General features: G+C 66.5%; 23 protein-coding genes. 17 read left to right on the forward strand and 6 right to left on the reverse strand.

Features of this window, described 5'->3' with window-relative positions; translation table 11 throughout:
• Position 1 precedes the first annotated feature (1 nt).
• The gene (locus U4Y88_RS19090; protein WP_173816881.1) at positions 2–472 is read left to right on the forward strand and encodes an Lrp/AsnC family transcriptional regulator; all 471 of its coding nucleotides are present in this window, start codon (positions 2–4) and stop codon (positions 470–472) included.
• Between the two features lie 116 nt (positions 473–588).
• Here U4Y88_RS19090 and U4Y88_RS19095 read toward each other — a convergent pair whose 3' ends face one another.
• The 3 genes from U4Y88_RS19095 to U4Y88_RS19105 all read right to left on the reverse strand — a co-directional run bounded on the left by U4Y88_RS19095 (position 589) and on the right by U4Y88_RS19105 (position 3,485).
• A complete protein-coding gene (locus U4Y88_RS19095; protein WP_224018267.1) occupies positions 589–1,734 on the reverse strand; it encodes a cation diffusion facilitator family transporter in 1,146 nt (381 codons plus the stop codon).
• 330 nt (positions 1,735–2,064) lie between these two features.
• Positions 2,065–2,373: an H-NS family nucleoid-associated regulatory protein gene (locus tag U4Y88_RS19100; protein WP_205996037.1), complete on the reverse strand. Its 309-nt coding sequence runs from the start codon at positions 2,371–2,373 to the stop codon at positions 2,065–2,067.
• A gap of 407 nt (positions 2,374–2,780) precedes the next feature.
• On the reverse strand, positions 2,781–3,485 hold the full coding sequence (locus U4Y88_RS19105) for a HugZ family protein (protein ID WP_321785659.1): 705 nt from the start codon (positions 3,483–3,485) through the stop codon (positions 2,781–2,783).
• 240 nt (positions 3,486–3,725) lie between these two features.
• Here U4Y88_RS19105 and U4Y88_RS19110 point away from each other — a divergent pair, with 240 nt between their 5' ends.
• The 3 genes from U4Y88_RS19110 (at position 3,726) to U4Y88_RS19120 (ending at position 5,613) form a co-directional block, all read left to right on the forward strand.
• Entirely contained in the window at positions 3,726–4,943 is a 1,218-nt protein-coding gene (locus tag U4Y88_RS19110) for an MFS transporter (protein WP_415774460.1), read from the forward strand.
• A 125-nt stretch (positions 4,944–5,068) separates the two neighbouring features.
• Positions 5,069–5,338: a CopG family ribbon-helix-helix protein gene (locus U4Y88_RS19115; RefSeq protein ID WP_321785841.1), complete on the forward strand. Its 270-nt coding sequence runs from the start codon at positions 5,069–5,071 to the stop codon at positions 5,336–5,338.
• Positions 5,338–5,613, forward strand: a complete 276-nt coding sequence (locus U4Y88_RS19120; RefSeq protein WP_321785661.1) for a type II toxin-antitoxin system RelE/ParE family toxin — start codon at positions 5,338–5,340, stop codon at positions 5,611–5,613. Before U4Y88_RS19115 ends, U4Y88_RS19120 begins: the two co-directional genes overlap by 1 nt.
• A gap of 131 nt (positions 5,614–5,744) precedes the next feature.
• Here the strand turns inward: U4Y88_RS19120 and U4Y88_RS19125 are convergent, their stop codons facing one another.
• The gene (locus tag U4Y88_RS19125; RefSeq protein WP_224018275.1) at positions 5,745–6,890 is read right to left on the reverse strand and encodes a branched-chain amino acid ABC transporter substrate-binding protein; all 1,146 of its coding nucleotides are present in this window, start codon (positions 6,888–6,890) and stop codon (positions 5,745–5,747) included.
• 789 nt (positions 6,891–7,679) lie between these two features.
• Between U4Y88_RS19125 and U4Y88_RS19130 the strand changes: the two genes are divergently transcribed.
• A complete protein-coding gene (locus U4Y88_RS19130; RefSeq protein ID WP_224018276.1) occupies positions 7,680–8,378 on the forward strand; it encodes a dienelactone hydrolase family protein in 699 nt (232 codons plus the stop codon).
• A gap of 190 nt (positions 8,379–8,568) precedes the next feature.
• On the forward strand, positions 8,569–10,083 hold the full coding sequence (locus tag U4Y88_RS19135) for an amidase (protein ID WP_321785663.1): 1,515 nt from the start codon (positions 8,569–8,571) through the stop codon (positions 10,081–10,083).
• Between the two features lie 40 nt (positions 10,084–10,123).
• On the opposite strand, the gene U4Y88_RS19140 is transcribed toward U4Y88_RS19135, so the two are convergent.
• Together U4Y88_RS19140 and U4Y88_RS19145 are read right to left on the reverse strand one after the other, a co-directional pair.
• Positions 10,124–10,435, reverse strand: a complete 312-nt coding sequence (locus tag U4Y88_RS19140) for a high-potential iron-sulfur protein (RefSeq protein ID WP_224018279.1) — start codon at positions 10,433–10,435, stop codon at positions 10,124–10,126.
• A 136-nt stretch (positions 10,436–10,571) separates the two neighbouring features.
• Positions 10,572–11,915 (reverse strand): NAD(P)/FAD-dependent oxidoreductase, encoded by a 1,344-nt coding sequence (locus U4Y88_RS19145; protein WP_415774461.1) that lies wholly within the window; start codon positions 11,913–11,915, stop codon positions 10,572–10,574.
• Positions 11,916–12,242: 327 nt separating this feature from the next.
• On the opposite strand from U4Y88_RS19145, the gene U4Y88_RS19150 reads away from it, so the two are divergent.
• From U4Y88_RS19150 to U4Y88_RS19200, 11 genes are all read left to right on the forward strand, one after another.
• Entirely contained in the window at positions 12,243–12,734 is a 492-nt protein-coding gene (locus tag U4Y88_RS19150) for a hypothetical protein (RefSeq protein ID WP_321785842.1), read from the forward strand.
• A gap of 109 nt (positions 12,735–12,843) precedes the next feature.
• Complete coding sequence (locus U4Y88_RS19155; protein WP_405045075.1) at positions 12,844–13,647, forward strand: endonuclease/exonuclease/phosphatase family protein; 804 nt, start codon at positions 12,844–12,846, stop codon at positions 13,645–13,647.
• Between the two features lie 137 nt (positions 13,648–13,784).
• Entirely contained in the window at positions 13,785–14,468 is a 684-nt protein-coding gene (locus U4Y88_RS19160) for a LysE family translocator (protein ID WP_415774462.1), read from the forward strand.
• A 707-nt stretch (positions 14,469–15,175) separates the two neighbouring features.
• Positions 15,176–15,946 (forward strand): ferredoxin--NADP reductase, encoded by a 771-nt coding sequence (locus U4Y88_RS19165; protein ID WP_224018287.1) that lies wholly within the window; start codon positions 15,176–15,178, stop codon positions 15,944–15,946.
• 448 nt (positions 15,947–16,394) lie between these two features.
• Entirely contained in the window at positions 16,395–17,366 is a 972-nt protein-coding gene (locus U4Y88_RS19170; protein WP_321785667.1) for a sensor histidine kinase, read from the forward strand.
• Entirely contained in the window at positions 17,363–18,019 is a 657-nt protein-coding gene (rqpR, locus tag U4Y88_RS19175; protein ID WP_224005246.1) for a response regulator transcription factor RqpR, read from the forward strand. The genes U4Y88_RS19170 and rqpR overlap by 4 nt, the downstream gene beginning before the upstream one ends.
• 372 nt (positions 18,020–18,391) lie before the next feature.
• Positions 18,392–19,798, forward strand: a complete 1,407-nt coding sequence (locus tag U4Y88_RS19180; RefSeq protein WP_224005243.1) for an amino acid permease — start codon at positions 18,392–18,394, stop codon at positions 19,796–19,798.
• Between the two features lie 546 nt (positions 19,799–20,344).
• Positions 20,345–20,857 (forward strand): (2Fe-2S)-binding protein, encoded by a 513-nt coding sequence (locus tag U4Y88_RS19185; RefSeq protein WP_224005240.1) that lies wholly within the window; start codon positions 20,345–20,347, stop codon positions 20,855–20,857.
• Between the two features lie 14 nt (positions 20,858–20,871).
• Complete coding sequence (locus U4Y88_RS19190; protein ID WP_321785669.1) at positions 20,872–23,271, forward strand: xanthine dehydrogenase family protein molybdopterin-binding subunit; 2,400 nt, start codon at positions 20,872–20,874, stop codon at positions 23,269–23,271.
• Positions 23,272–23,284: 13 nt separating this feature from the next.
• A complete protein-coding gene (locus tag U4Y88_RS19195; RefSeq protein WP_321785671.1) occupies positions 23,285–24,082 on the forward strand; it encodes a xanthine dehydrogenase family protein subunit M in 798 nt (265 codons plus the stop codon).
• Between the two features lie 139 nt (positions 24,083–24,221).
• Positions 24,222–25,109: a MoxR family ATPase gene (locus U4Y88_RS19200; RefSeq protein ID WP_321785672.1), complete on the forward strand. Its 888-nt coding sequence runs from the start codon at positions 24,222–24,224 to the stop codon at positions 25,107–25,109.

A 25,109-nucleotide genomic window follows, 5' to 3' on the forward strand; every position in this document is an offset into this window, starting at 1 on the left:
CATGGAGGCGCATTTGACACTCGATACCTTCTCCCAGAAGATCCTGCGCCTGCTGCAGCTCGACGCGCGCCGCTCGGTGCAGGAAATCTCCGATCAGGTGGGCCTGTCCAGCACGCCGTGCTGGCGCCGCATCAAGGACATGGAGCAGTCGGGCGTGATCCAGCGCTACACGGCGCTGCTCGATCGCGAGAAGCTCGGCCTGCATGTCTGCGCGCTCGCGCATATCCACCTCACGCGTCACACGGAAGGCGGCGTCGAAGCGTTCGAGCGCGAGATCGCCACCTGCCCCGAAGTGACCGAGTGCTACAGCACCACGGGCGAGTCGGATTACATCCTCAAGATCGTCGCGCCCGACATCAAGTCCTACGACACTTTCCTGCACGAACGCATCTTCCGCATCCCCGCGGTCGCCCAGGTGCGCACGAGCGTCGTGCTGCGCGAAATCAAGTTCGATACGCAGTTGCCGCTTTGAGCGCGCCGCAATGGCGCTTGCCGGTCTGCTGCGCGGTTCGCTTTAAAGTCCGCTTTTAGCCCGCTTCATAGTGAGCTTCACAGATTAGTCGCGCCCGGTTAAAGCGCCGTTAAACCTCAGGCGCGCCCGCCAAGCGACTGCACCGCTTCCAGCCGGCTCGCGCCGAGTTCGCGCCTGAGCGCGTCGAGATCGGCGGCGTCGAGCGCGCGCGCCTCGCCGCCCGGTGCGATCACGGCCTGGATTTCGAGGCCCGTGCTCAGATAGTGCAGCGTCACCGACTCCACCGCCACGCCGCGCGCCGCCAGCGCCTCGCGCAGCGCCGCGGCCACCCGGTCGCGCGGCGGCAGGCTCGCGACCGAGCGCGCGAGCATGTCGTCCTCGGGATCGACGTGGATCAGCGCGTCGAGCACGCGGGCATCGGTGAGCACGCGCTCGCGCGCCATCTCGGCGATGTAATGCCCCTCGGACACGGAAATCAGCGGATCGACAAGAATATGCGCGTCGACCAGCGCGAGGTCGCCGGTCTTGCGCGTGCGCATCTCATGCACGTCGAGCACGCCCGGCGTGGACAGCAGCAGCGCGCGCAGATCGGCCGTGGCGGCCTCGTCGAGCGCGCGGTCGGAGAGATCCTGGAGCGCGTCCCAGCCGAACACCCAGCCCATGCGCGCGACCATGAAGCCGACGATGGCCGCCGCGATCGGATCGAGCAGCCGCACGCCCATCAAGCTGCCGACGATGCCGAGCGCCACCACCAGCGACGACGCCGCGTCCGAACGCGCATGCCACGCGTTCGCGATCAGCATGGCCGAGCGCACGCGCTGCGCCTCGCGCAGCATGTAGCGGAACAGCCCTTCCTTCGAAATCAGCACGAGCACCGCCACCGCAAGCGCGCTCGCATGCACGGGCGGAATATCGTCGAGATTCGCGATACGCGTGCCGGCGCGCGCGAGCATCGCCACGCCGACCGTAATCAATATGGCGCCGAGAAATAATGAAGCGACGGTTTCATAACGGCTGTGGCCGTAATTGTGATCGGCGTCCGGCTTTGCGCCGCTATGGCGATTCGCGATGAGCACGACGAAATCCGAGACCAGATCGGAAAGCGAATGGACGCCGTCCGCGATCAATGCCTGCGAATGCGCAATCACGCCGACGATGATTTGCAGCACCACCAGCACCGCATTGAGGGCGACACTGACCAGCGTGGTCTTGCGCGCCACGCGCTGTTTATCGGAAAACGTCTCGGCGACAGAGGAAGCCATGTCTGGAACAGCGAGGTCAGAATATCGCGATTGTAATGGCGATGCCGTCCCTAATTGGAGATAACCCTGGATTCTTCTTTTAAATCAGGCGACTACGAGAAGGCGTCGCATTCGCATTCAGGATATGAAGTCGGCGTGCCTATTCAATGCGGCATGGCTTAATCCGCCAGGCAGGGCGATTGACGAATCAGAATAGTGAAACGGAACGTAAGAATACGTAAGGAAGGCGACATAAACGACTACAAAAAAGCCGCGCGTCATTCCCCGTGACTGCGCGGCTTTTCTGGCCGGCGGACTTTATGGTCCGCCCTTGAACCACTTTCAGGCGATTTACTTCTGGATCAGGAATTTCTCGCGATCCTTGCCGGCGATCCAGCGCGGCGGCTTGCCGCGGCCCGACCACGTGCTGCCGCTGTCGGGATCGCGGTATTTCGGCGCGACGCTGGCGCGCGAGCGGCTGGCTTGCTTCGCTGCCTTGCCCGCTGCACGGCCGCCGCCGAGTTCGGCGAGCGTAATGCCGTAATCGGCCATTTTCTGCTTGATTTCGTCGAGGACTTCGGCATATTCACGCGCCTTCGCCTCTTCAATCTGCTGCTCCAGCTTCTCTCGCTGTGCGAGAAGTTCCTTGTATGACGACATGAGTAAAGGTGCCTTGATGGTTCGTTGATAATGGCTACCGATCTTGCGCCAGTATGCCGATTGACAGGTGATTCGCCTCGGAAATTGGAGGCGAGATTAACACAGAAATGAATCCCCGGAAAAGCGCGCGCAATAAAAATAATTAAAACAGATTTCGAAGTGTTCTGCGCCGCCGCAAGTCATAAAGACGCTTTCATTGCATGCAAATCAGTATTTTTACTGAATGCCGCTTTTTCCAGATAATTCCGATTCACACAACTGGCAGCTTATGAAAATTAAATGGTAAGAATTCGCAAAACATTTCATGCCATGAGAACTTTTCGTCTGATGCCCTATTTATCTGACAATGGCGCATCGCAACAATCGACAAAATCCCACACGCGGCGGCACGCAGTTAGAAGGATTATTCAGGTGGCATGGCGCTCAATGCAGTCGATTAGCACAGCATGCAAGGATGGCGTATCGGTTTGCGGTTCCTCGAAAACGAAGCGTGTACGCAGTCCATCCACGGTGAGATCGGCGCCATAACGGTCCACGCCCAGCAATTCGAGTCCGGCACGGCGCGCGGGATGCGCCTCGAAGGCGTCGATCAGCGCGTCTTCGTCCCCGGCGGCGAGCGGTTCGAGTTCGTCGATGTCGTTGCCGTCGAGCCAGCCCATCGCGCCGAAACCGCCGATATAGCGCAGGCGCTCGACGTGCATCACCCAGAACGTGAAGTCGCCGAGTTCGAGATAACGCGCGGCGTCGGGCTGATAGCGCAGATAGCGGCGCGCGAGCGGCGATTGCGCGTCGGCATCGGTGGGCTCGAACAGGCCGAGCAGCGTCATGCGCGCCGCGCTCAGCGCGTCCTCGCCGCGCGAGCCGGCCTGCCCCGCCTGGCCGGAAAGCGGCCCCGACTGCGCGATCAGCAGCCCCGCGCGCGGATCGCCTTGCAGATTGCGCGTGTGCTCGGCGAGGCGGCTCACGAGGATCACGGGCCGGTGCCGCGCGTCGACGGCGAACGGCAGCAGCGTCGGATACGGAAAGCCGTGCGGCTCGCGCGCGTGCGTGGCGAGCGCGCCGACGGACACCTGATGCAGCAGATGCAGCGGGGCATGAGCGGGAATCTTCACGGCGGTGTCCTCGGACGATGGGTTTGCCGGGCGGCGGCGGCAATCAATGTTAATAAGTGGAAAGCGCGAGGTAAAAACAGCGGCGGCGCGTTCCACGATTCCACTATTAGAGCAGGCCACGGCGCGGCGAGCAGCCTGCGCGCGCGTTGGCTAAAATCATCGCCTGGCTTTCAGACGGCTTATTGCCGCAGCCTGCCGCCCTTTCTATAGATAGCCGCCACCCTCCGCCGGAATTTTCCAGTGTCCAACCACGCCACCGATCCCGCGCTCCACGCGCAGCCCGCCGCCGTCCATCGCGCCCTGCCCGCCGCCAGGCGTCATCGCGCCCGTATCGCGACCATGGCGCTCTTTTTCGTCGCCGGGATGATGTACGCCTCGTGGGGCGTGCACGTGCCGACGGTGCGCGACAAGTTCCACCTGAACGCCGCCATGCTCTCGTATGCGCTGTTTGCGGTGGCGGGCGGCTCGATTGCCGCGATGACCTCGATCGGCACGTGGATCGCGCGCGTGGGCTCGCGCCGCGCCTGCTTCGCGGGCGGCATCACGATGAGCGTCTGCGGCGCGCTGATTCTCGTCGTGCCGTACTACTGGATGCTGATCGTCGTGCTCGCGGCGTTCGGCATCGGCATGGCCACGCTCGACGTCGCGATGAACGCCGAGGCGAGCGCCGTCGAGGAAGCCGTCGGCAAGCCGATCATGTCGGGGCTGCACGGCATGTTCAGCCTGGGCGGCATGGCGGGCGCGGCGATCGGCGGCGCGCTGCTCGCGCGCGGCATGGCGCCCGCGCTGCATCTGCTGCTGGCGTCGGCGCTGGCCGCGCTGGTGCTGGCCGTCTCGTGCCCGGCCGTGCTGCCGCACGTGCCGCATGCCGCGCATGGCGAGCACGCGAAAACCGGCAACCGCTGGCGCACGCCCGCGCTGTGGGCGCTCGGCGCAATCGCGCTGATCGCCCTGATCGCCGAAGGCGCGATGTACGACTGGGCGACCGTCTACATGCGCGACGTGGTGCTCTCGACGCCCGCGCTCGCGAGCGCCGCCTACGCGGCGTTCTCGGGCGGGATGGCGATCGCGCGCTTCGCCGGCGACGCCGTGCGCGCGCGTTTCGGTGCGCCGCAACTCGTGATGGTGAGCGCGTCGCTCGCCTGCGCGGGCATGATCGGCGCGCTGCTGCTGCCGTTCTCGTTCACCGCGCTCACGGGTTTCACGCTGATGGGCCTCGGCCTCGCGAACATGATGCCGGTGCTGTTCGCGGCCGCCGCGCGCGTGAAGGGCATCCACGCGGCCGAAGGGCTCGCGCACGTCGCGGGCATCGCGTATTTCGGGCTGCTGTTCGGGCCGGTGGTGATCGGCGGCATTACGCAGGTGACGAATCTCACCGTCGGGCTGTCGGTGGTCGCGCTGTGCGCCGCGCTGGTGGCGTTCGCCGCGCCGAAGGTGTTGAGAAGGCTGGGGATTTGAGCCGTGCGGCAGCATCGCGACTTTTGTGCGATCAAATGTTGCGACTGGCGCGCCGACGTGCGCGCGCGTCGCCAGCGCCGGGGTTCGGTATGATCGAAGATGGATTCTCTGATGGGGAGTTGCCCATGACACAAGCTGAAACCCGCACGCTGACCGCAAACGTGCCCATGCCGCTCGCCGAGAAAGTCGACCAGTTGGCCGAACGCCTCGAGCGTTCGCCCGCGTGGATCGTCAAGCAGGCGCTCTCGGCGTGGATCGATCAGGAAGAAGAACGCGAGCGGCTGACGCGCGAAGCGCTCGCCGACGTCGATGCCGGCCACGTCATCGACCACCAGGCGGTGCGAGCCTGGGCCGATAGTCTGACTACGGATCAACCGCTGCCGGCGCCGCGCTGATGGAATTGAAATGGACCGGCAAGGGCCTCTCGGACCTGACGCGGCTCTATGACTTCCTTGCCCCGGTCAACCAGCCTGCGGCCGCGCGTCTCGTCCGCTCGCTCGTCGAAGCGCCCAATCTGCTGATCGCCAATCCGCGCATCGGCGAGAAACTGTTTGAATTCGAGCCGCGCGAAGTGCGCCGCCTGCTCGTCGGCCACTACGAAATGCGCTACGAGATCCAGCAGTCGACGATCTATATTCTGCGTCTGTGGCATACGCGCGAAGATCGCTAGGCGCGCTCCGCCGCCTCAAAACAAAAAGCCCGCGAGTCCAAAGACCCGCGGGCTTTTTTCATCGATGATCGATGATCGATGAACAGCACGTCACGCGGCGCCGCCCGAAGGCCGCGCCGTGCGCATGGCTCTTACATCTTCACCACGTCGAGCAGCGACTTCTTGCCCGACTTGTAGTTGTACAGCGAGATCACGCCGTGCTTGAGGTCGCCCTTCGAGTCGAAGGTCGTCTCGCCGATCACGCCCTTGTAGTCCGTCGTCGGCATTGCGGCGAGGATCTTGGCCGGATCGGTCGAGTTCGCGCGCTTCATCGCGTCGACGATGATGTACACCGCGTCATACGTGAACGGCGCGTAGATCTGGATCGGCTGGCCGAAGCGCTTCTCGAACTTCGCTTCGAATTCCTTGCCGCCCGGCATCTTTTCGAGCGCCATGCCCGCTTCCGAGCACACGATGTTGTCGGTCGCGTCGCCGGCGAGGTCGGCCAGCTTGTCGGTACAGACGCCGTCACCCGCGAGCACCTTCGCGCGCAGGCCAAGCTGCTTGGCTTGCTTGGCGAACGGGCCGCCCGTGGCGTCCATGCCGCCGTACATGATCGCGTCGGGGTTTTCGCCCTTGATCTTCGTGAGAATCGCGCGGAAGTCGACGGCCTTGTCGTTCGTCGCGTCATGCGACAGCACGTTCATGCCGAGCGCCTTGGCGGTCTTCTCGAATTCGTTCGCGAGACCCTGGCCATAAGCCGTCGAGTCGTCGACGATCGCGACGCTCTTGACCTTCAGGCTCTTGGACGCGTAGTTCGCGAGTGCCGGACCTTGCTGCGCGTCCGTCGCCACCACGCGATACGTCGTCTTGAAGCCCTGTTGCGTGTACGCCGGATTCGTTGCCGACGGCGAGATCTGCACGATGCCCGCATCGCTATAGATCTTCGAAGCCGGAATCGACGTGCCCGAGTTCAGGTGGCCAACGACTGCCACGACCTTGTCGTCGACGAGCTTCTGGGCGACCTGCGTGGCCGTACGCGGGTCGGCCGCGTCGTCCTGCGCGTCGAGTGCGAGCGTGACCTTCTGGCCGCCGATCGTCAGACCCTTCGCGTTGATCTCTTCGACTGCGAGACGCGCGCCGTTTTCGTTGTCTTTGCCCAGGTGAGCGATCCCGCCCGTCAACGGCGCAACGTGGCCAATCTTGACCGTGACGTCGGCGCTCGCCACCGTTGCGAACGACGCGAACAGCATGGCTGCGGCGCTGATCGGCAACAGCTTGTGAAGCTTGATATTCATGTAAGTCTCCAGTTTCGAACCCAAAAGCAACGTAATCGCCCTGTGCCCCCGCGCCCCGAACGTGTCGCTCCCCGTCGGACGACCACGCAGGATGCATCCTTGATGCACCTGGCCAGTATGGTTTCGAATGCCGTTTGTGACAGCGTTCGCGCACCATACTTGCGCGCAAGTGTAGGTGATCAAATTAATTTGGGGGACTTTTTTCAGATATCGGGGCGAGTACCAATAGGTTTTCACCGGAGCCCCGCGCGAAATCCTCAAAAAGCCCGCTGCGCCTTGCTCCGCAAGGCTTTCAAAATATGTTTGCAATCCTTTAGAAAGCCCCTTCCAGGGTGCGCCCGAATATTTTTTTGAGATTTTTGGCGAGTTAGGCAGACGGTATTTTTGACTGCTTGACGACAATGAATCTTCAAGCGCCGGGAGAGGCCAACGTTTGCGCATTTTCATCGCGCGAAAATGAGTTCGGATTCCTCGCTATATGCGCGTCTTTAAAGTCAGCCTTCGTTTAATTGATGACGCGCGGATGACAACGGAATTGAACAAACAGGGGAACCGTTTCGGTCATCCATGCGGGTCAATGGCGAATGGGATTGATGTTGTCCGCGCATGGATGGACGCGCGCGGAGTTCGCCCAAACCCTCACCGCTAATCGGCGAAAATATTACGATCCGCTTGCGCAAACGACGCACGCTGCAGACTGAGTCGCGCCTATGGCAAACTGGCTCCCCGTTTTAACGGCCCGGGCCGCACGAACCTGGCCGCACCCCATTCGCGAAGAAGGAGAGCAACGTGAGCGTAACGACTCGATGGATCGATATTCCCGCCGGCAAAGACAGCTTCGGCGCCTATCTCGCCCTGCCCAAAGGCGGCAAGGGCCCCGGCATCGTCATCATCCAGGAGATCTTCGGCGTGAACGGCCATATCCGTGACGTGGTCGAGCAATATGCGCTCGACGGCTACGTCGCGATCGCGCCGGACATCTTCTGGCGCAGCGCGCCGCGCGTCGAACTCGAATACACGGGCGCCGACCGCGACCGCGGCATCGAGCTGATGAAGGCCACCGATTTCAACCTCGTCGTGCAGGACATCGCGGCGACCGCCGACACGCTGCGCAAGCTGCCCGAGTGCACGGGCAAGGTCGCGGCCATCGGCTACTGCCTCGGCGGCCGTCTCGCGTATATGGCGGCGGGCAACGGCTCGGTCGACGCGGCCGTGTCGTACTACGGCGGCGGCATCCACACGCAGCTCGATCTCGCCGACAAGATCAAGCAGCCGATCCTGTTCCACTACGGCGAACTCGATCACGGCATTCCGCTCGATCAGGTCGGCCAGGTGAAGGAGCGTTTCGCGGGCCGCGACAACGCCGACGTCTATATCTACCCGGGCGCCGATCACGGCTTCAACTGCTCGGTGCGCGCGTCGTACAACCAGAACGCGTCGGTGCTCGCGCACGGCCGCACGCTGAGCTTCCTCGCCGAGCATCTCTGAGCGAGCCTCTCTAAGCGAGCCTCGCTGATCGGCGCGACGGATTCGATCGCTTCGATCGCATCCATCGCCTGATGACGGCCATTGCGGCAGAATCGCTGCAATGGCCGTTTTTCTTTTGGGGCGATGCGTCAGCCCGGCCATGGCCGATATCCGCCGACTTCACTCACGACGCCAACCGGGAGCGCGCGCCTTGCAGTCCGACTATCTGGAATACGACGCCATCGGCCTCGCCGAACTCGTGCAGCGCCGCGACGTGAGCGCGCGCGAATTGCTCGACACCGCCATCGCGCGCGCCGAGGCCGCCAATCCCGCGATCAACGCGATCGTGCTCAAGGACTACGACAGCGCGCGCAAACGCGCCCAGCGCATCGAGCGCGACGGCGACGGCGTCGATGCGCTCGCGCAAGGTCCGCTCGCGGGCGTGCCGTTTCTCGTCAAGGATCTGGGCGCGGCCGTCGCCGGCTTGCGCATGACGCTCGGCAGCCGCCACTATCGCCATTACATTCCGGCCGCCGACGCGCCCGTGGTCCAGCGCATCCGCGCGGCGGGCCTGAACATCTTCGGCAAGACCAGCGCGCCCGAACTCGGGCAGATGCCCTACACCGAGCCCGAGCTGTTCGGCCCGTGCCGCAATCCGTGGAATCTCGATCACACGCCCGGCGGTTCGAGCGGCGGCGCGGCGGCGGCGGTCGCGGCCGGCATCCTGCCGCTCGCGCACGCATCCGACGGCGGCGGCTCGATCCGCATTCCGGCCTCGTGCTGCGGCCTGTTCGGCTTCAAGCCCTCGCGCGGCAACCAGCCGACCACGGATCTGGCGCGCCCGCCCGGCGAACTGGGCGTCGATCTCGCGATTTCGCGCAGCGTGCGTGACAGCGCGCTGATGCTCGATCTGCTCGCAGGCGATCCCGGTCTCGCGCCCGGCGCGCCGGGCAGCTTTCTCGCGGCCGCGCGCGCGCCGCTCGGCGGCGGCAAGCCGCTGGCCATCGCCTACATCACCGATCCGCTGTTCGCCGACGTGCTCTCGCCCGACGCGCGCGACGCGCTCGACGACGCCGCGAAGCTGCTGTCTTCGCTCGGCCATATCGTCGAGCCGATCGAACTGGGCATGGATTTCACGGCCACACGCGAAGCCTTCCTGATGATCTGGTCGATCGTCGCCGAGCAATACGTGCTGAACGCCGACAGCATCACGGGCATCAAGCCGCGCCGCCAGGACTTCGAGATTTCGACGTGGGCGATGGCGCACATCGGCCGCAAGTTCGGCGAGCGCGAACTGCCCGCCGCGCTCGAGGAGCAGCAGCGCATCACGGCGCGCTTCGACGATCTGATGAAACGCTTCGACGTGATCCTGTGCGCGTCGCTCGCGAGGCCGCCCGTGAAGATCGGCGAACTGAAGCCCACGCAGTCGGAGCGCTTGCAGATGCGCGCCGTCACCGCGATGCCGGTCGAGGCGCTGATGAGGAAACTGCTGACGGAAGCCGCGAACAAGGCGTTCGCGTGGGCGGGCTGCACCGAGATCTTCAACATGACCGGGCAGCCGGCGATGACGGTGCCGCTCATGTGGAATGCGCGCGGCCTGCCGATCGGCGTGCAGTTCGCGGCGCGCGAGAACCACGACGCGTTGCTGCTGCGCCTCGCCGCGCAGCTGGAGGCGGCGCGGCCGTGGTTCGGCAAGCGTCCGCCTCTGCTGATGGCGCGCGTCTAGATTCGCGCGCCGCGTTTGGCCTGAGTGCCGCGAAAAGCGCTTAAGCCTTCTTGTTATAGGCGCTGCACCAGCCCTTGCCCGCGACCTGCTTGCCGCCGAACATCGGGCACGGCGCGAACGCGTCGGTGGCCTTGCCCTGGTAGAACGTGCAGTTGCTGCAATCCTGGCCGGCGGCGTACTTCGCGAACTTGGCCTTGTCGACCTTGGTAGCGTCGAGCTTGTAGCCGAGCGCCTGCGAAGTGGGATCGGATTCGGACGCCTTCGGCGCATCGGCGAAGGCCTGGCGCGACAGCGCAACGGTCGTGGCGACGCCAAGGCTCGTGATCAGAAAGCTGCGGCGGGACGATTTCATGGGACTTACTCCAGTATTGTGGGCAACGCCGTTCTGACGACGGCGCGCGAGAAGCATAGCAACGATGCCGCGCCGCGTGAGCCTGCAATGCTGGAGATAAGAGACGCGCATCATCGCAACCCTGCGCGCCGCGCCATCAACCGGGTCCGGTCATCTCGCACACGCGCTGCGCGATCGCGAGCGACGCCGTGAGCCCCGGCGACTCGATGCCGAACAGGTTCACGAGCCCGCGCACGCCATGCGAGGCGCCGCCCTGGATCACGAAGTCGGCGGCGGGCTCGCCCGGACCCGAGAGCTTCGGACGAATGCCCGCGTAGGCGGGCTGCAGCGCGCCGTCGGGCAGCGCGGGCCAGTAGCTGCGGATCTGCGCGTAGAAGGCGTCGGCGCGACGCGGATCGACGTCGTAATCGATCGACTCGATCCATTCGACGTCGGGACCGAAGCGCGCCTGGCCGCCCAGATCGAGCGTCAGATGCACGCCCAGCCCCGCCTCGTTCGGCATCGGATAGATGAGCCGCGAAAACGGCACGCGCCCCGTCACACTGAAGTAATTGCCGCGCGCGAGATAGAGCGGCGGAATGTGGCGCGGATCGAGACCGCGAATGCGTTTGGCGAGCCGCGTCGCGTGCAGCCCCGCGCTGTTGACGAGCGCGGCGGCGCGGATCGCCGTGGGCGCGTCGCCGCCGGTGCGGATCACGAAGCCGTTCGGACTCGCGTCGATCGACTCGACCGGCGACTTCAGCGCGATCACCGCGCCGTCGCGCTCGGCGTCGCCTTGCAGCGCGAGCATCAGCTGATGGCTGTCGACGATGCCCGTCTGCGGCGAATACACGGCCGCCACGCATTCGAGCGCCGGTTCGAGCGCGAGCGCCTCCGAGCCGGTAATGCGCGTGAGGTCGAACACGCCGTTTTCCTTGCCGCGCGCGAGGATCGCCTCCAGTTGCGGGATCTGCGCGGGCGCGGTGGCGACCAGCAGCTTGCCGCAGCGCGCGTGCGCGACGTTGCGCGACGCGCAGTAGTCGTAGAGCATCTCGCGCCCGCGCACGCACAGCGACGCCTTCAGCGAGCCGCGCGGATAGTAGAGGCCCGCGTGAATCACCTCGCTGTTGCGCGAACTGGTGCTGGTGCCGATGGCGTCGGCGGCCTCCAGCACGATCACCTCGCGTCCGCGCGCCGCCAGCGCGCGCGCCACGGCGAGGCCGACCACGCCCGCGCCGATCACCACACATTCGATCTGGTCCATGACGCTGCGTCCGCCTCCCGCTCGCTCCGAGCTTGTCCAAAAATTGTACGCCGCGCGCCGGACGGCATCGGCGCGCGTGCATGGCGAAGGCGCGCTGGCGTACATGGGCAGCGGCAGGGTTATCGGGGCCAGGTTGAGCGGGGTCGAATCGATTTTGAACGGCGGCTCCGGCACTCCATTTGCTGTAACAGTTTTCTCGTAATTAGCGATGGAAACGCGCCGCCCTTGTCCCCACATCAAGGAAATACGGGGGTCGCCGCGCGCACCGGGACGCTGGAGAGCATCGGAAAAGCCGCGCGATGGCGCCAGAATCCGGCGGCCGCAAGCGCGGTGTTCGCGAACCCGGTATAGGATCGAAGGTCATAACGAACCCTGCCGAGCATGGAGCCTGTCGAGATGACGTTATGGAAGAACGGCCTGAGCGCCGCACTCGTCGCCGCCTGCGCGCTGGCTGCGAACGCGCAGGCCCAACAAACCGCGCAAACCGCGCCGCCGCCGGTCGCCGCGTCGATTACGGTGACGAATCCCGCGCCCACGGCGGCCGCATCGGGCGCATCGGGCACGTTGCCCGCGTCCGCTGCATCGGCTGCGCCCGCCGCGTCCGCTTCGGCTGCGCCGCTCGCGCCGCAAGGCGTCGTCAACTGGACGCTGGAAGTGGACCGCGACGGCCAGAAGATCGACAGTTTCGAGGGCTCGACCACGGTCGGCCAGGCGCGCACGGACACGCACCACAAGGTCGTCACGCACAACGTGGGCTGCAAGGATCAGCCCGCGGGCAGCATCGACCTGCAACGCACGATCACGGTCTCGCCGCTGCAAGCCAACGCCAGCGGCGTGGTGCTCGCCATCGACGCCCAGGAAACGCTGGAAAACAACGTCGCGCCGAAAACGACCGACGGCTGCAAGCTGCCGCCGCAGCCGCGCCAGGTCAACGCGAGCCATCCGGGCCTGAACGTGCCCGCCGGCCAGTGGGTGAGCTGGCCGATCGTCGATCACGATCCCAAGCTCGTCTACCGCGTGCGCGCGAACCTCGCGCCGCCCGCCGCGGGGCCCTGACGGCGCGCCGGTCGCCACGAACCGGAGCGCGGCGCCCCCCTTCGGCCCCCCCTTCGGCTGCCGCCTCATCCCCGCCTCAGAACGCGTAGCAACACTCGGCAACACACGCATGCGAAATCTCGAACAACCTCTCATCGACATGGACCCGGCCCACGCCGGGGACTTCGTCGCGGTGAGCTGGAACCTGCACAAGGGCCGCTCACCGCTTGGCTTTCAGGCCTGGGAAGCCATGCGGCGCTGGGTCCAGTCGACCCACGCCGACGCCTGGTTCCTTCAGGAAGCGATGGCGCGGCGTCTGCCGCAGCCGGTGCTCGCCTCCACCTTCGGCGCGCCGCTCGGCGATCCGATCGAGGATGTCTGGGAATGCCAGGCCACCGAAATCGCCCACGCGCTCGAATTGCAGATCGCGCTCGGGCCGAATGTGTTCAAGCCGTCGTGGCGGCACGGCAACGCCATTCTGTCGCCGCATCCGCTCGATCTGGGCGGACGCTGGGACATCTCCGCGCATCGCTTCGAGCGGCGCGGCCTGCTGGTCGCGCGCGCGAGCGTGGCCGGCCAGCAGGTGACGCTGCTGTGCGCGCACCTCGCGCTCACGCGCAGCGCGCGCCTCAAGCAGATGCACTGGATCGCCCACTGGATCGCCAAGGAAGCGCCGCAAGGACCGCTCGTGCTCGCGGGCGACTTCAACGACTGGCGCAACGACTCGGTGCCGCTGTTCGCCGAACACGGCCTGCAGGAAGTGGCGACGCTGCTCGGCGAGCCCGCGCGCACGTTCCCGGCGTTCTCGCCCGCGCTCGCGCTCGACAAGATGTTCGTGCGCGGCCTCCAGCCCGTCGAGCTGATCACGCCGCCGCAGGAAACGGCGTGGCTCTCCGATCACCTGCCTTATATGGCGCGGCTGCGGCTGGAGTGACGCGAGACGGGGCGTCGGTCGCGTCGGCGCGTCGGTCGCGTGCGGGGCGAACCGCCAGCGCGGCACGCGCGCGACAGTCGAAAAACTTCCCAGGGTCTGCGAAGCAAGCGCGTTAATATGTCGCGTCGCGCGCCTCGATGGTGCGTTTTCCGCTTCCGAGGCCTCGCGTGCATCACCTCGCCACCCTGCTCCAGATCGCCGTCGTCTACCTGTTCGCGCTCATCAGCCCCGGCCCGAACTTCTTCATGGTGACGCAGCTTTCGCTCGCCGGGCGGCGCGGTCTCGGCATTGCGTCGGCGTTCGGTGTCGGCACGGGCTCCACGCTCTGGGCCGCGCTCGCGATGCTCGGCTTCGCCGCCGTGCTTCAGCACATCGACTGGCTCTATCAGGGCGTGCGTATCGGCGGCGCGCTGTATCTGCTGTGGTTCGGCCTCAAGCTGCTGCGCGCGGGCATGCGCCGCGACACCGCATCGCAGCCCGCCGCGTCCAGCGCTCCCGTTGCACCGCTGCCGCCGCCCGACCGCCGCGCGTGGCTGCGCACCTGGCGCGCGGGCTTTCTCACCTGCCTGACCAACCCGAAATCCTGCGTGTTCTGGACCAGCGTGTTCGCGGCGGTCTTTCCCGCGCATCCGCCGACGTGGTTCTACGGCGCGGCGCTCGCGCTGGTGGCGACGATGTCGTTCGGCTGGCACGCGGGCCTCGCGCTGCTGTTCGCCGATCAACGCACGCAGCGCGGCTATCAGCGCCTGCGCCGCCCGATCGATGCGTTCTGCGGCACGGCGCTGATCGGTCTCGCCGCCAAGCTCGCCGCCGACCGCTGATCAACCGCTGATCGACCGCCGATCAACCGCCGATCAACCGCTGAAAAGCAGCGACGTCCGCTAAAACCCGCCAACGTCTGCTGAGGCATCCTGAGCGGTTTCAAGCGGTCTCTAGACCGTCGCGAATCTGCCCCGCCATCAGGGTCAATGGTGCGGCCTGTCAGACGTTCCGGTATCATCTGGGGCGAACATTCGCAGGCGCGCCTCGTTCACGACGCGCGCCGCTCGCGGCAAGCGCGCCCGCTCCCGGCGGAACGGGCAGGACGGCCGGATTCGCTTCGAATCGAATCGAAACCGGACTAAATCGGGTCAAATTCGGCCCGGCGCGCCACGGCGCCGCCAGCGCCCGCCGATTTCAGTCGATTGCCAGCCAACGCCGGAAATGCCAAGCGATGGCCAGTCGATTGCCAGGCGATTGCCAGCGTCACCCGCCACGCCGCGCGCGTGCGGGCGCCAGCACGATGCCTCGCCTCACGCGGGCCACCCGCCCCTTGCGACGCGGCGCCGCCCACGAGGCGCGCACGCGGTAAAATGGCGGATTGCGCCTCGTTCGCATCGAGGCTGCGGGCTCGCAGCGGCATACCGCGTAGCAACCGGATGTCCGAGCCGCGCGCCGCGCATCGTCATACCGGGCCAGTCATGCACCGTCATGCACGGCCGGAAGGAACGCCCCGTCCGGCGGACCTCGTTTCGCATCATCAGGAACCATGAGCAAACACACCGAAGAAACCGTTCTGAGCGTCCATCACTGGACCGACACGCTTTTCAGCTTCACCTGCACGCGCGACCAGGCCCTGCGTTTCGACAACGGCCAGTTCACGATGGTCGGCCTCGAAGTGGACGGCAAGCCGCTGATGCGCGCCTACTCGCTCGCGAGCGCGAACTACGAGGAACACCTCGAATTCCTGAGCATCAAGGTGCCGGACGGCCCGCTCACGTCGCGCCTTCAGCATCTGAAGGTCGGCGACAAGGTGCTGATCGGCAAGAAGCCCGTCGGCACGCTGGTGGCCGACAACCTGCTGCCCGGCAAGGTGCTGTGGATGCTCTCGACCGGCACGGGCCTCGCGCCGTTCATGTCGATCATCAAGGACCCGGACATTTACGACCGCTTCGACAAGATCGTCCTCACGCACACCTGCCGTTTCGTCGATGAACTCGCGTACAAGGAGTTCATCACCGAAGAACTGCGCGAGCACGAGTACCTGGGCGAGATCGTCCGCGAAAAGCTGGTCTACTACCCGACCGTCACGCGCGAAGTGTTCGACAACCGCGGCCGCATCACCGAGCTGATCGACACCGGCAAGCTGTTCGCCGACCTCGACCTGCCGGGATTCACGCCGGAACGCGACCGCATCATGCTCTGCGGCAGCACGCACATGCTGCGCGACACGGTCGAACTCCTCGAAAAGGCCGGCCTGAAGGAAGGCAGCAACAACGAGCCGGGTCACTACGTGATCGAAAAGGCATTCGTCGGCTGATTGCGTCGACGGCAGCGGCGAAAGGCCGCAGCGCCCCACAAAGAACCGGAGCCTCGCGCTCCGGTTTTTTTTCGCGGTTTGCACGCAACAGCACTGCGCATAAACTAGCTTGGCAGTTACATTTTTCGCCGAATTCGCGTAGCTTTCTTGTCAGTGTTTTTCTGACAGAAATCGGAGAATCGCACCCGGGCCGGACTTCATGCCAGCTCTCAGGTTTCGCCGCTAAAGCCTTTCCCGACTGTATTTTTTCTTTTTTTGGGATAATATCGCGGCGCAACATCGGCCACTTCGGCACGCCTGACAGAGTCTCGTCAGGTTGTTACCGGATGTAAATTTCGTTACGCTGCGCCGAGCTATTCGGGGTCCCGCTTTCCGACGCGACGGGACCGCCGGGCCGACAGGCGCAGAGCAGGGAACCACGCGGGACCGGTTCCTCTACGGGGGAAGGATGGATACGTCGATTTACGCCGCGGGCAACGCGTGCGCGCCTGGCGCGGACGCGCCCGCGGCGCGCGCCAGCCACGCGGGCGGCGGCCTCTCCTTGCTGGCCAACGCCGACGGCGCACGCGCCGCGCTCGACGCCATCGCGCGCGTGCAGCGGCAGATTGTTGCGGCGGGCGCCGCGCGCGTGCATGCCGACGAGGCGGCGCGCCATCGCCTCGCGCGCGAGCTGCACGACAGCGTGGGCGCCGAACTCGCCGCCACCCGTTTCGCCATCGCCAACGTCTACACCTGGCTGCCCGCCGACGCGCCGCCGCAATGCGCCGACGCGCTCGCGCTGGTCGCCCGCTCGCTCGACGACGCCGCCAACGCCGTGCGCCACGTGCTCGACGGCCTGCACGCGCCCGAACTGGACGCGGGCCTCGCGACGGCGCTCAAGCGCTGGACGCGCGGCTTCGCCTCGCGCACCGGTCTGAGCGCGCGCTTCGCCGGCGGCAGCTGCGACGCGCGCCTCGCGGCGCTGCCCGCCGAGGCCGCGCTGGCCGTGTTCCGCGTCGCCCAGGAAGCGCTCACCAACGTCGCGCGCCACGCCCAGGCGGCGCACGTCGAAGTGCGCCTCGACAGCACCGAACGCGAGCTGATCCTCACCGTCACCGACGACGGCGTGGGCCTGTCGCGCGAAGCCGCACGGCGCGTGAAGCGCCAGAGCCGCCAGCAGGACACCCCGCACACCCAGCACGCGCGCGACGACGCCCACGGCGCCGCCAGCCGCAGCTACTACGGCGTCTCCGGCATGCGCGAGCGCTGCGCCGCGTTCGGCGGCACGCTGCGCGCCGCCACGGCGCAGCCGGGCCAGCCACGCCCCGGCACGACCGTGGAAGCGCGCTTCGTCTGGGACACGCTCTGCACGGGCGCGAGCGCCGACCCGGCCGCCGCCCCGACCTCCCTTCAGAATTCAGCCTGGGACGCCCGCTCATGACCCTGCGCATCCTGCTCGTCGACGATCACGCCGTGGTGCGCCAGGGCGTGCGCCAGCTGCTGATCGACCGCGGCATCGCCACCGAAGTGATCGAAGCGCAGACCGGCAGCGAGGCGCTCGTCGCGCTCGCGCGCCACGCCTGCGACGTGGTCCTGCTCGACATCTCGCTGCCCGACATGAGCGGCATCGAAGTGCTCAAGCGCGCGAAGAAAAAGGCGCCGCGCGTGCCGGTGCTGATGTTCTCGATGTATCGCGAGGATCAATACGCGGTGCGCGCGCTGAAGGCCGGCGCGTCGGGCTATCTGTCGAAGACCGTGGATGCCGCGCAGATGACGGCCGCGATCCAGCAGGTCGCGAGCGGCCGCAAGTACGTGAGCCCGGCGATGGCCGAAGCGCTCGCCGACTACGTGCTGGTCGACGCCGAGCAGCTGCCGCACGAGAAGCTTTCGGACCGCGAGTATCAGACGCTCTGCATGCTCGCCTCGGGCAAGCGCCTGACCGACATCGCGCACACGCTCTCGCTTTCGGTGAAGACGGTCAGCGTCTACCGCACGCGCCTGCTCGAAAAGATGAAGCTCAACAACAACGCCGAGCTGACCTTCTACGCGATGAGCAACCAGCTCGTCGATCTCGCGCCGACCGCGAGCTTCTGAGCGGCGCGGATTCGCCACCGAGGTGCGGCGGCGGCTTGCCGCACCCCGCGCTCACCGCACCGCGCCGCGCCCGCCGCACGCCTCCACGTTCCAGCGCGCACAGCCGCACTCAGGCAGGCTTCTCGCCATAAGCCCTTGATTCAGTAATGAATTCGCCGATTCGCCGATGCCCCGGCAAGGATCGCGCGCGCCCGCGACCGTTTGCGGCGGAATCGACCGCGCCTTCGGGCGGCTTCTGAGCCGCTTCCGACCCGATTGAGCAGGTTCCGACACCGCAATCGGATAAAATTACAGGTTTCCCCGACATACGGCACGCGGGCGCGATCCCATCCGATCGGCGCCCCGCGCGTTCTACCTGGAGTTCCCCGCCAAATGTCCCTCTTTCGCAAGAAGAACGTCGAACACATGCTGAAGGCGAGCGCGCAGGGCGCCGGCCTGAAGAAGGCCCTCGGCGCTCTGGACCTCACCTTCCTCGGCATCGGCGCGATCATCGGCACCGGCATTTTCGTGCTGACCGGCACCGGCGCCGTGCAGGCCGGCCCCGCGCTGATGGTCTCGTTCCTGATCGCCGCCGTGGCCTGCTGCTTCGCGGCGCTCTCGTACGCCGAATTCGCCTCGACGATTCCGGTCGCCGGCTCGATCTACACCTATTCGTACGCTACGCTCGGCGAGCTGATCGCATGGATCATCGGCTGGGATCTGATGCTCGAATACGGCCTCGCCAGCTCGGCGGTCTCGGTCGGCTGGTCGGGCTATCTGCAATCGCTGCTCGGCGGCTTCGGCGTGCATCTGCCCGCCGCGCTCACGGCCGCGCCGGGCGCGGTGCCGGGCGTGCACACGCTGTTCAACCTGCCCGCCTTCCTCGTGATGATGGGCATCACGGCGCTGCTCGCGATCGGCGTGCGCGAATCGACGCGCATCAACAACATCATGGTCGCGATCAAGGTCACGGTCGTGCTGCTCGTGATCGCCGTGGGCGCGTTCCACGTCACGCCCGAGAACTGGCATCCGTTCATGCCCAACGGCTGGAACGGCGTGTTCGGCGCGGCCGCGGTGATGTTCTTCGCCTTCATCGGCTTCGATGCGGTCTCGTCCGCCGCCGAGGAAGTGAAAAATCCGAAGCGCGATCTGCCCGCCGGCATCATCGCCTCGCTGGCCGTCTGCGCGGTGCTCTACGTGGCGGTCGCCGCCGTGGTCACGGGCATCGTGCCGTCGGCGCAGTTCGCCAACATCGGCCACCCGGTCTCGTACGCGCTACAGGTGGCGGGCCAGCCGTGGGTCGCGGGCTTCATCGATCTGGGCGCCGTGCTCGGCATGCTCACCGTGATTCTCGTGATGAGCTACGGCCAGACCCGCATCATCTACGCGATGTCGCGCGACGGCCTGCTGCCCGCGAAGCTCTCGAAGGTGCATCCGCGTTTCGCCACGCCGTTCTTCACGACCTGGCTCGTGGGCATCTTCTTCGGCCTGATCGGCGCGCTCGTGCCGCTGAACGTGCTCGCCGAGCTGATCAACATCGGCACGCTCGCCGCGTTCTCGATGGTGTCGATCGCCGTGCTCGTGCTGCGCAAGACGCACCCGCATCTGCCGCGCGCGTTCCGCTGCCCCGGCGTGCCGGTGGTGCCGATTCTCGCCGTCGGCTCGTGCCTGTTCCTGATGCTGAACCTCGCGCGCGTCACGTGGATCGCGTTCGTCGTCTGGCTGCTGATCGGCATGGCGATTTACTTCGGCTACTCGCGCCGCCATTCGCGCCTCGCGCATCAGCCGCACGAACAGTAAGCACACGCGCTTCACGGCGCACTACACGGCGCGCTTTCGCTGCGCTGCAACGGCCCGTTCCGGCTTGTCCGAACGGGCCGTTTTTCATGCGCGCGCACAAAACAGCCGCAGTGCAAAAAACGTCGAAAACACGCGGAAAATCGCCGAAAAACGCCGCGAATGGCGAGTAAAAGCCCGCGCAGCGTAAAACGGCAAAGTGTGCTTTACTGTGCCGAGCATCATCGCGTCAGCCAGTGGAACGGCAGTACAGCAGCAACGCATCGGCAACACAGCAGCAGCAACGCAGCACGCATCCCAGACACTGAACAACACAGCACCAGCCGGACCCTCGTCCCCGCTTTCGTCCTGGCCGCGCGCGCCGAATCCGCGCCGCGCGGCAGGTGCGTCCTCGCACCCTTCGCGCTTTCTGGCGCGCCGGACGAAAGATCGCAGGCGGCATCGCGGGGCAAGTGGTGAATGCGGGGCCAGGCCGGTATCCGATCCTCACCGAGTGTGGAACCCGGGCGCGATGCGCGCGCGTCGGTCCGGGGCGAAAGGAGACAGTTCATGGCGATCAGCCTCAGCCTCACGGTCAACGGCCAGCCCGTGACCGCCGAGATCGAACCTCACACGCTTCTGGTCCAGTTCCTGCGCGAGCAGCGGCGCCTCACCGGCACGCACGTCGGCTGCGACACGGCCCAATGCGGCGCCTGCACCGTGCATCTGAACGGCCGCGCGGTCAAATCGTGCAACACGCTCGCCGTGCAGTGCGACGGCATGAACGTGACGACCATCGAAGGCCTCGCCGCCAACGGCGCGATGCATCCGATGCAGGCCGCCTTCCGCGACTGCCACGGCCTGCAATGCGGCTTCTGCACGCCCGGCATGGTGATGAGCGCGGTGGCGCTCGCGGACTCGTGTCCGGGCCTCACCGAAGCGGACGTGCGCGCGAACCTCGACGGCAATCTGTGCCGCTGCACGGGCTATCACAACATCGTGAAGGCCGTGGTCCAGGGCGCCGCAGCGATGCAGGCCGCGGAGCAAGGCGCCGCGCAACCCGCCACCGCTTCGGCGGCTTGACGAGGGAGGCCGCCATGAACGCACCCGACTCCCAGCCGCGCATGATCGGCGCCTCGGTGAAGCGCAAGGAAGACTATCGCTTCCTCACCGGCGCGGGCCAGTACACCGACGACGTCGTCCTTCCCCAGCAGACTTTCGCCGTGTTCGTGCGCTCGCCGCACGCGCACGCGCGCATCCGCAGCATCGATACGAGCGCCGCGAAAGCCGCGCCCGGCGTGGTGGCCGTGTTCACCGGCGCGGACGTGGCCGCCGCCAGCGTGGGCGGCCTGCCGTGCGGCTGGCTGATCCACAGCATCGACGGCTCGCCGATGCACGAGCCGCCGCATCCCGTGATCGCGCACGAGAAGGCGCTGCACGTGGGCGACCAGGTCGCGCTCGTGATCGCCGAATCGTTGAAGGAAGCGAAGGACGCCGCCGAACTCATCGATGTCGATTACGAAGAGCTGCCCGCCATCGTCGACACGGCCCGCGCCGCCGACGACGGCCAGCCGCTCGTGCACGACAGCGTGCCGAACAACACCTGCTACACCTGGGGCCACGGCGACAAGGCGGCCACCGACGCCGCCTTCGCCCAGGCCGCGCACGTCACCACGCTCGACATCGTCAACAACCGGCTGGTGCCGAACGCGATCGAGCCGCGCGCCGTCAACGCGAGCTACGCGCAGCACGACGACAGCTACACGGTCTACGTGGCGAACCAGAATCCGCACGTCGAGCGTCTGCTGATGGCCGCGTTCGTGCTCGGGCTGCCGGAAACGAAGCTGCGCATCGTCGCGCCCGACGTGGGCGGCGGCTTCGGCTCGAAGATCTTCCTCTACGCCGAGGACGTGGCGCTCACGTGGGCCTCGAAGCAGATCCGCCGTCCGGTGAAATGGACCGCCGAGCGCAGCGAGTCCTTCGTCTCCGACGCGCACGGCCGCGATCATGTGACGAAGGCCGAACTCGCGCTCGACAAGGACGGCAAGTTCCTCGCGATGCGCGTGCACACCACGGCGAACATGGGCGCGTATCTCTCGACCTTCGCGTCGAGCGTGCCGACCATCCTCTACGCCACGCTGCTCGCGGGCCAGTACGCCACGCCCGCGATCTACGCGGAGGTGAAGGCCGTGTTCACGAACACGGTGCCCGTCGACGCGTATCGCGGCGCGGGACGCCCCGAGGCGACCTACGTGGTCGAGCGTCTGGTCGAGACCGCCGCGCGCGAGATGCAGATCGATCCCGCCGACATCCGCCGCCGCAACTTCATCACGAGCTTCCCGTACGCCACGCCCGTGGGCCTCACCTACGACACCGGCGACTACGAAGCCTGCCTCTCGCGCGCGCTGGAAATCGCCGACGTGAAGGGCTTCCCCGCCCGGCGCGACGCATCGAAGGCGCAAGGCAAACTGCGCGGCCTCGGCTACTCGTGCTACATCGAGGCCTGCGGCCTCGCGCCGTCGAACATCGCGGGCGCGCTCGGTGCGCGCGCGGGCCTGTTCGAAGCGGGCGAGATCCGCGTGAATCCGACCGGCTCGGTGACGGTCTTCACCGGCTCGCACAGCCACGGCCAGGGGCATGAAACGACCTTCGCGCAGGTGGTCGCCGACCGCCTCGGCGTGCCGATCGAGCAGATCGAAATCGTGCACGGCGACACCGCGCGCATTCCGTTCGGCATGGGCACGTATGGCTCGCGCTCGATCGCGGTGGGCGGCTCGGCGATCATGAAGGCGCTCGACAAGATCGAGGCGAAGGCGAAGAAGATCGCGGCGCACATGCTCGAAGCGGGCGTGGAAGACATCGAATTCGCCGACGGCGTGTTCCGCGTCGCGGGCACCGACCGCAGCAAGACCTTCGCCGAAATCTCGCTCGCGGCCTACGTGCCGCACAACTATCCGCTGGAGACGCTCGAACCGGGGCTCGACGAAAGCGCCTTCTACGACCCGACCAACTTCACCTATCCGTCGGGCGCGTACCTCTGCGAAGTGGAAGTCGATCCCGATACCGGCGAGACGCGCATCCAGCGCTTCACCGCCGTCGACGACTTCGGCAACGTCATCAATCCGATGATCGTCGAAGGCCAGGTGCACGGCGGGCTCGGCCAGGGCATCGGCCAGGCGATGCTGGAGCGCTGTGTCTACGACACCGATAGCGGCCAGTTGCTCTCCGGCTCGTACATGGACTACGCGATGCCACACGCGAGCGACGTGCCCTCGTTCAACGTGGAGACCGCGAAAGGCACGCCCTGCACGCACAATCCGCTCGGCGTGAAGGGCTGCGGCGAGGCGGGCGCGATCGGCTCGCCGCCCGCCGTCATCAACGCGATTCTCGACGCGCTCGCGCCGCTCGGCGTGAAGGACCTGCAGATGCCCGCCACGCCACATCGCGTGTGGCAGGCGATGCAGGCGGCTTCATCTTCCACGTCGCAGCAACCTTGAGCGGAGGCGCACCATGTACGCATTCGAATACCAGCGCGCGGGCGACGCGCAAGGCGCCGTGAAAGCCATCGCCGCCGACGCGGACGCCAAATTTCTCGCGGGCGGCCAGAGCCTGCTCGCGGCGATGAAGCTGCGGCTCGCGCAGCCGTCCACGCTCGTCGACGTCACGCGCATTCCCGAGCTGAAGACGATCCAGGTCGACGGCAAGGTGGTCAAGATCGGCGCGGCAGTCTGCCATGCCGACGTGGCCGCGAACGCGCAAGTCCAGAACGCGCTGCCGGGCCTCGCGCAACTGGCCGCGCATATCGGCGACCGCCAGGTGCGCGCGCTCGGCACGCTCGGCGGCTCGCTCGCCAACGACGATCCGGCCGCCGACTATCCCGCCGCCGTGCTCGGTCTCGGCGCGACGGTGGTGACGGACCGGCGACGCATCGCCGCCGACGACTTTTTCCTCGGCATGTACGAGACCGCGCTCGAACCCGACGAGCTGATCGTGGCCGTCGAGTTTCCGGTGCCGGAACGTTCGGCCTACGAAAAGTTTCGCAATCCGGCCTCGCACTTCGCGCTGACGGGCGTGTTCGTGGCGCAGTTCGCCACGGGCGTGCGCGTGGCCGTGACGGGCGCGGCGGCGTCGGTGTTTCGTGCGGCCGCGCTTGAAACAGCGCTCACGGCGAGCTTCACGGCGCAAGCGGCGCGCGCGGTGACGATCGGCGCGGAGGGCTTGAACGCCGATCTGCACGCGAGCCCCGAATATCGGGCGCACCTGATACCGGTGCTCGCGGCGCGCGCAGTGACGAAGGCGCTCGCTTAGTTGCGCGATCAGTTGCGCGACTCATTGCGCGATTAGGCGCATCAGCCGCATCGGCGTCCGTTCGCGCGAAGTCGTGCGCGAGCGGACGCGGGTGTTTCGTCGCCATCACGGAAATCGCACGCGCAGTCAAAGGCCCGCCATGCTCCCCGCCACCATCGACGACACGCTCGCGCAACTCGAAGCGCAGGGCTATTTCGCGAGCCGCGAACTGGCCACGGCGCTCTTTCTCGCGCTCAAGATGCAGCGCCCGCTCTTTCTCGAAGGCGAGCCGGGCGTGGGCAAGACCGAGCTGGCGAAAGCCGCCGCCGCGCTCTCGGGCACGACGCTGCTGCGCCTGCAATGCTACGAAGGTCTCGACACCGCGAGCGCGCTCTACGAATGGGACTATCCGCGTCAGATCATGGCGCTGCGCCTCGCCGAAGCCGCGGGCGAAACGCCGCGCAGCGACACGCTCTATCGCGACGAATTCCTGCTCAAGCGCCCGCTGCTACAGGCGCTCCAGGCCGATCCGCATCATCCCGGCGCGCGCCGCGTGCTGCTGATCGACGAAATCGACCGCGCCGACGAACCGTTCGAAGCCTTCCTGCTGGAGCTTCTTTCGGACTTCCAGGTATCGATCCCCGAATACGGCACGGTGCGCGCGAGCGTGCCGCCGCTCGTCGTCATCACGTCGAACCGCACGCGCGAGGTGCATGACGCGCTCAAGCGGCGCTGCCTCTATCAATGGCTCGGCTATCCCGAGCGCGCGCGCGAACTCGCGATCGTCGCGGCGCGCGCGAGCGAGACCTCGGCCGATCTGCAACGCCGCGCCGTCGCCTTCGTGCATCAGTTGCGCACGATGGATCTGTTCAAGGCGCCGGGCATCGCCGAAACCATCGACTGGTGCCGCGCGCTGCACGCGCTGTCCGTGACCGAACTCGATCCGCAATCGGTGCAGGACACGCTCGGCGTGCTGCTCAAGTATCAGGACGATCTCGCGCGGCTCGACGCGCAGCGGATCGCCGAGACGCTCGCGCTCGCGGAGTAA

Origin of the sequence: Paraburkholderia sp. J94 (assembly GCF_905220285.1) — a bacterium.
Lineage (GTDB): Bacteria > Pseudomonadota > Gammaproteobacteria > Burkholderiales > Burkholderiaceae > Paraburkholderia > Paraburkholderia tropica_A.

Excerpts from the sequence above, each read along its gene's own strand:
- U4Y88_RS19200 (WP_321785672.1), top strand. The coding sequence starts at position 24,222 with ATGCTCCCCGCCACCATCGACGACACGCTCGCGCAACTCGAAGCGCAG.
- U4Y88_RS19190 (WP_321785669.1), top strand. The coding sequence starts at position 20,872 with ATGAACGCACCCGACTCCCAGCCGCGCATGATCGGCGCCTCGGTGAAG.
- U4Y88_RS19100 (WP_205996037.1), bottom strand. The coding sequence starts at position 2,373 with ATGTCGTCATACAAGGAACTTCTCGCACAGCGAGAGAAGCTGGAGCAG.
- U4Y88_RS19180 (WP_224005243.1), top strand. The coding sequence starts at position 18,392 with ATGTCCCTCTTTCGCAAGAAGAACGTCGAACACATGCTGAAGGCGAGC.
- U4Y88_RS19140 (WP_224018279.1), bottom strand. The coding sequence starts at position 10,435 with ATGAAATCGTCCCGCCGCAGCTTTCTGATCACGAGCCTTGGCGTCGCC.
- U4Y88_RS19185 (WP_224005240.1), top strand. The coding sequence starts at position 20,345 with ATGGCGATCAGCCTCAGCCTCACGGTCAACGGCCAGCCCGTGACCGCC.
- U4Y88_RS19125 (WP_224018275.1), bottom strand. The coding sequence starts at position 6,890 with ATGAATATCAAGCTTCACAAGCTGTTGCCGATCAGCGCCGCAGCCATG.
- U4Y88_RS19165 (WP_224018287.1), top strand. The coding sequence starts at position 15,176 with ATGAGCAAACACACCGAAGAAACCGTTCTGAGCGTCCATCACTGGACC.
- U4Y88_RS19120 (WP_321785661.1), top strand. The coding sequence starts at position 5,338 with ATGGAATTGAAATGGACCGGCAAGGGCCTCTCGGACCTGACGCGGCTC.
- U4Y88_RS19170 (WP_321785667.1), top strand. The coding sequence starts at position 16,395 with ATGGATACGTCGATTTACGCCGCGGGCAACGCGTGCGCGCCTGGCGCG.
- U4Y88_RS19115 (WP_321785841.1), top strand. The coding sequence starts at position 5,069 with ATGACACAAGCTGAAACCCGCACGCTGACCGCAAACGTGCCCATGCCG.
- U4Y88_RS19145 (WP_415774461.1), bottom strand. The coding sequence starts at position 11,915 with ATGTGGGGACAAGGGCGGCGCGTTTCCATCGCTAATTACGAGAAAACT.
- U4Y88_RS19090 (WP_173816881.1), top strand. The coding sequence starts at position 2 with ATGGAGGCGCATTTGACACTCGATACCTTCTCCCAGAAGATCCTGCGC.
- U4Y88_RS19095 (WP_224018267.1), bottom strand. The coding sequence starts at position 1,734 with ATGGCTTCCTCTGTCGCCGAGACGTTTTCCGATAAACAGCGCGTGGCG.
- U4Y88_RS19195 (WP_321785671.1), top strand. The coding sequence starts at position 23,285 with ATGTACGCATTCGAATACCAGCGCGCGGGCGACGCGCAAGGCGCCGTG.
- U4Y88_RS19160 (WP_415774462.1), top strand. The coding sequence starts at position 13,785 with ATGGTGCGTTTTCCGCTTCCGAGGCCTCGCGTGCATCACCTCGCCACC.
- U4Y88_RS19155 (WP_405045075.1), top strand. The coding sequence starts at position 12,844 with ATGCGAAATCTCGAACAACCTCTCATCGACATGGACCCGGCCCACGCC.
- rqpR (WP_224005246.1), top strand. The coding sequence starts at position 17,363 with ATGACCCTGCGCATCCTGCTCGTCGACGATCACGCCGTGGTGCGCCAG.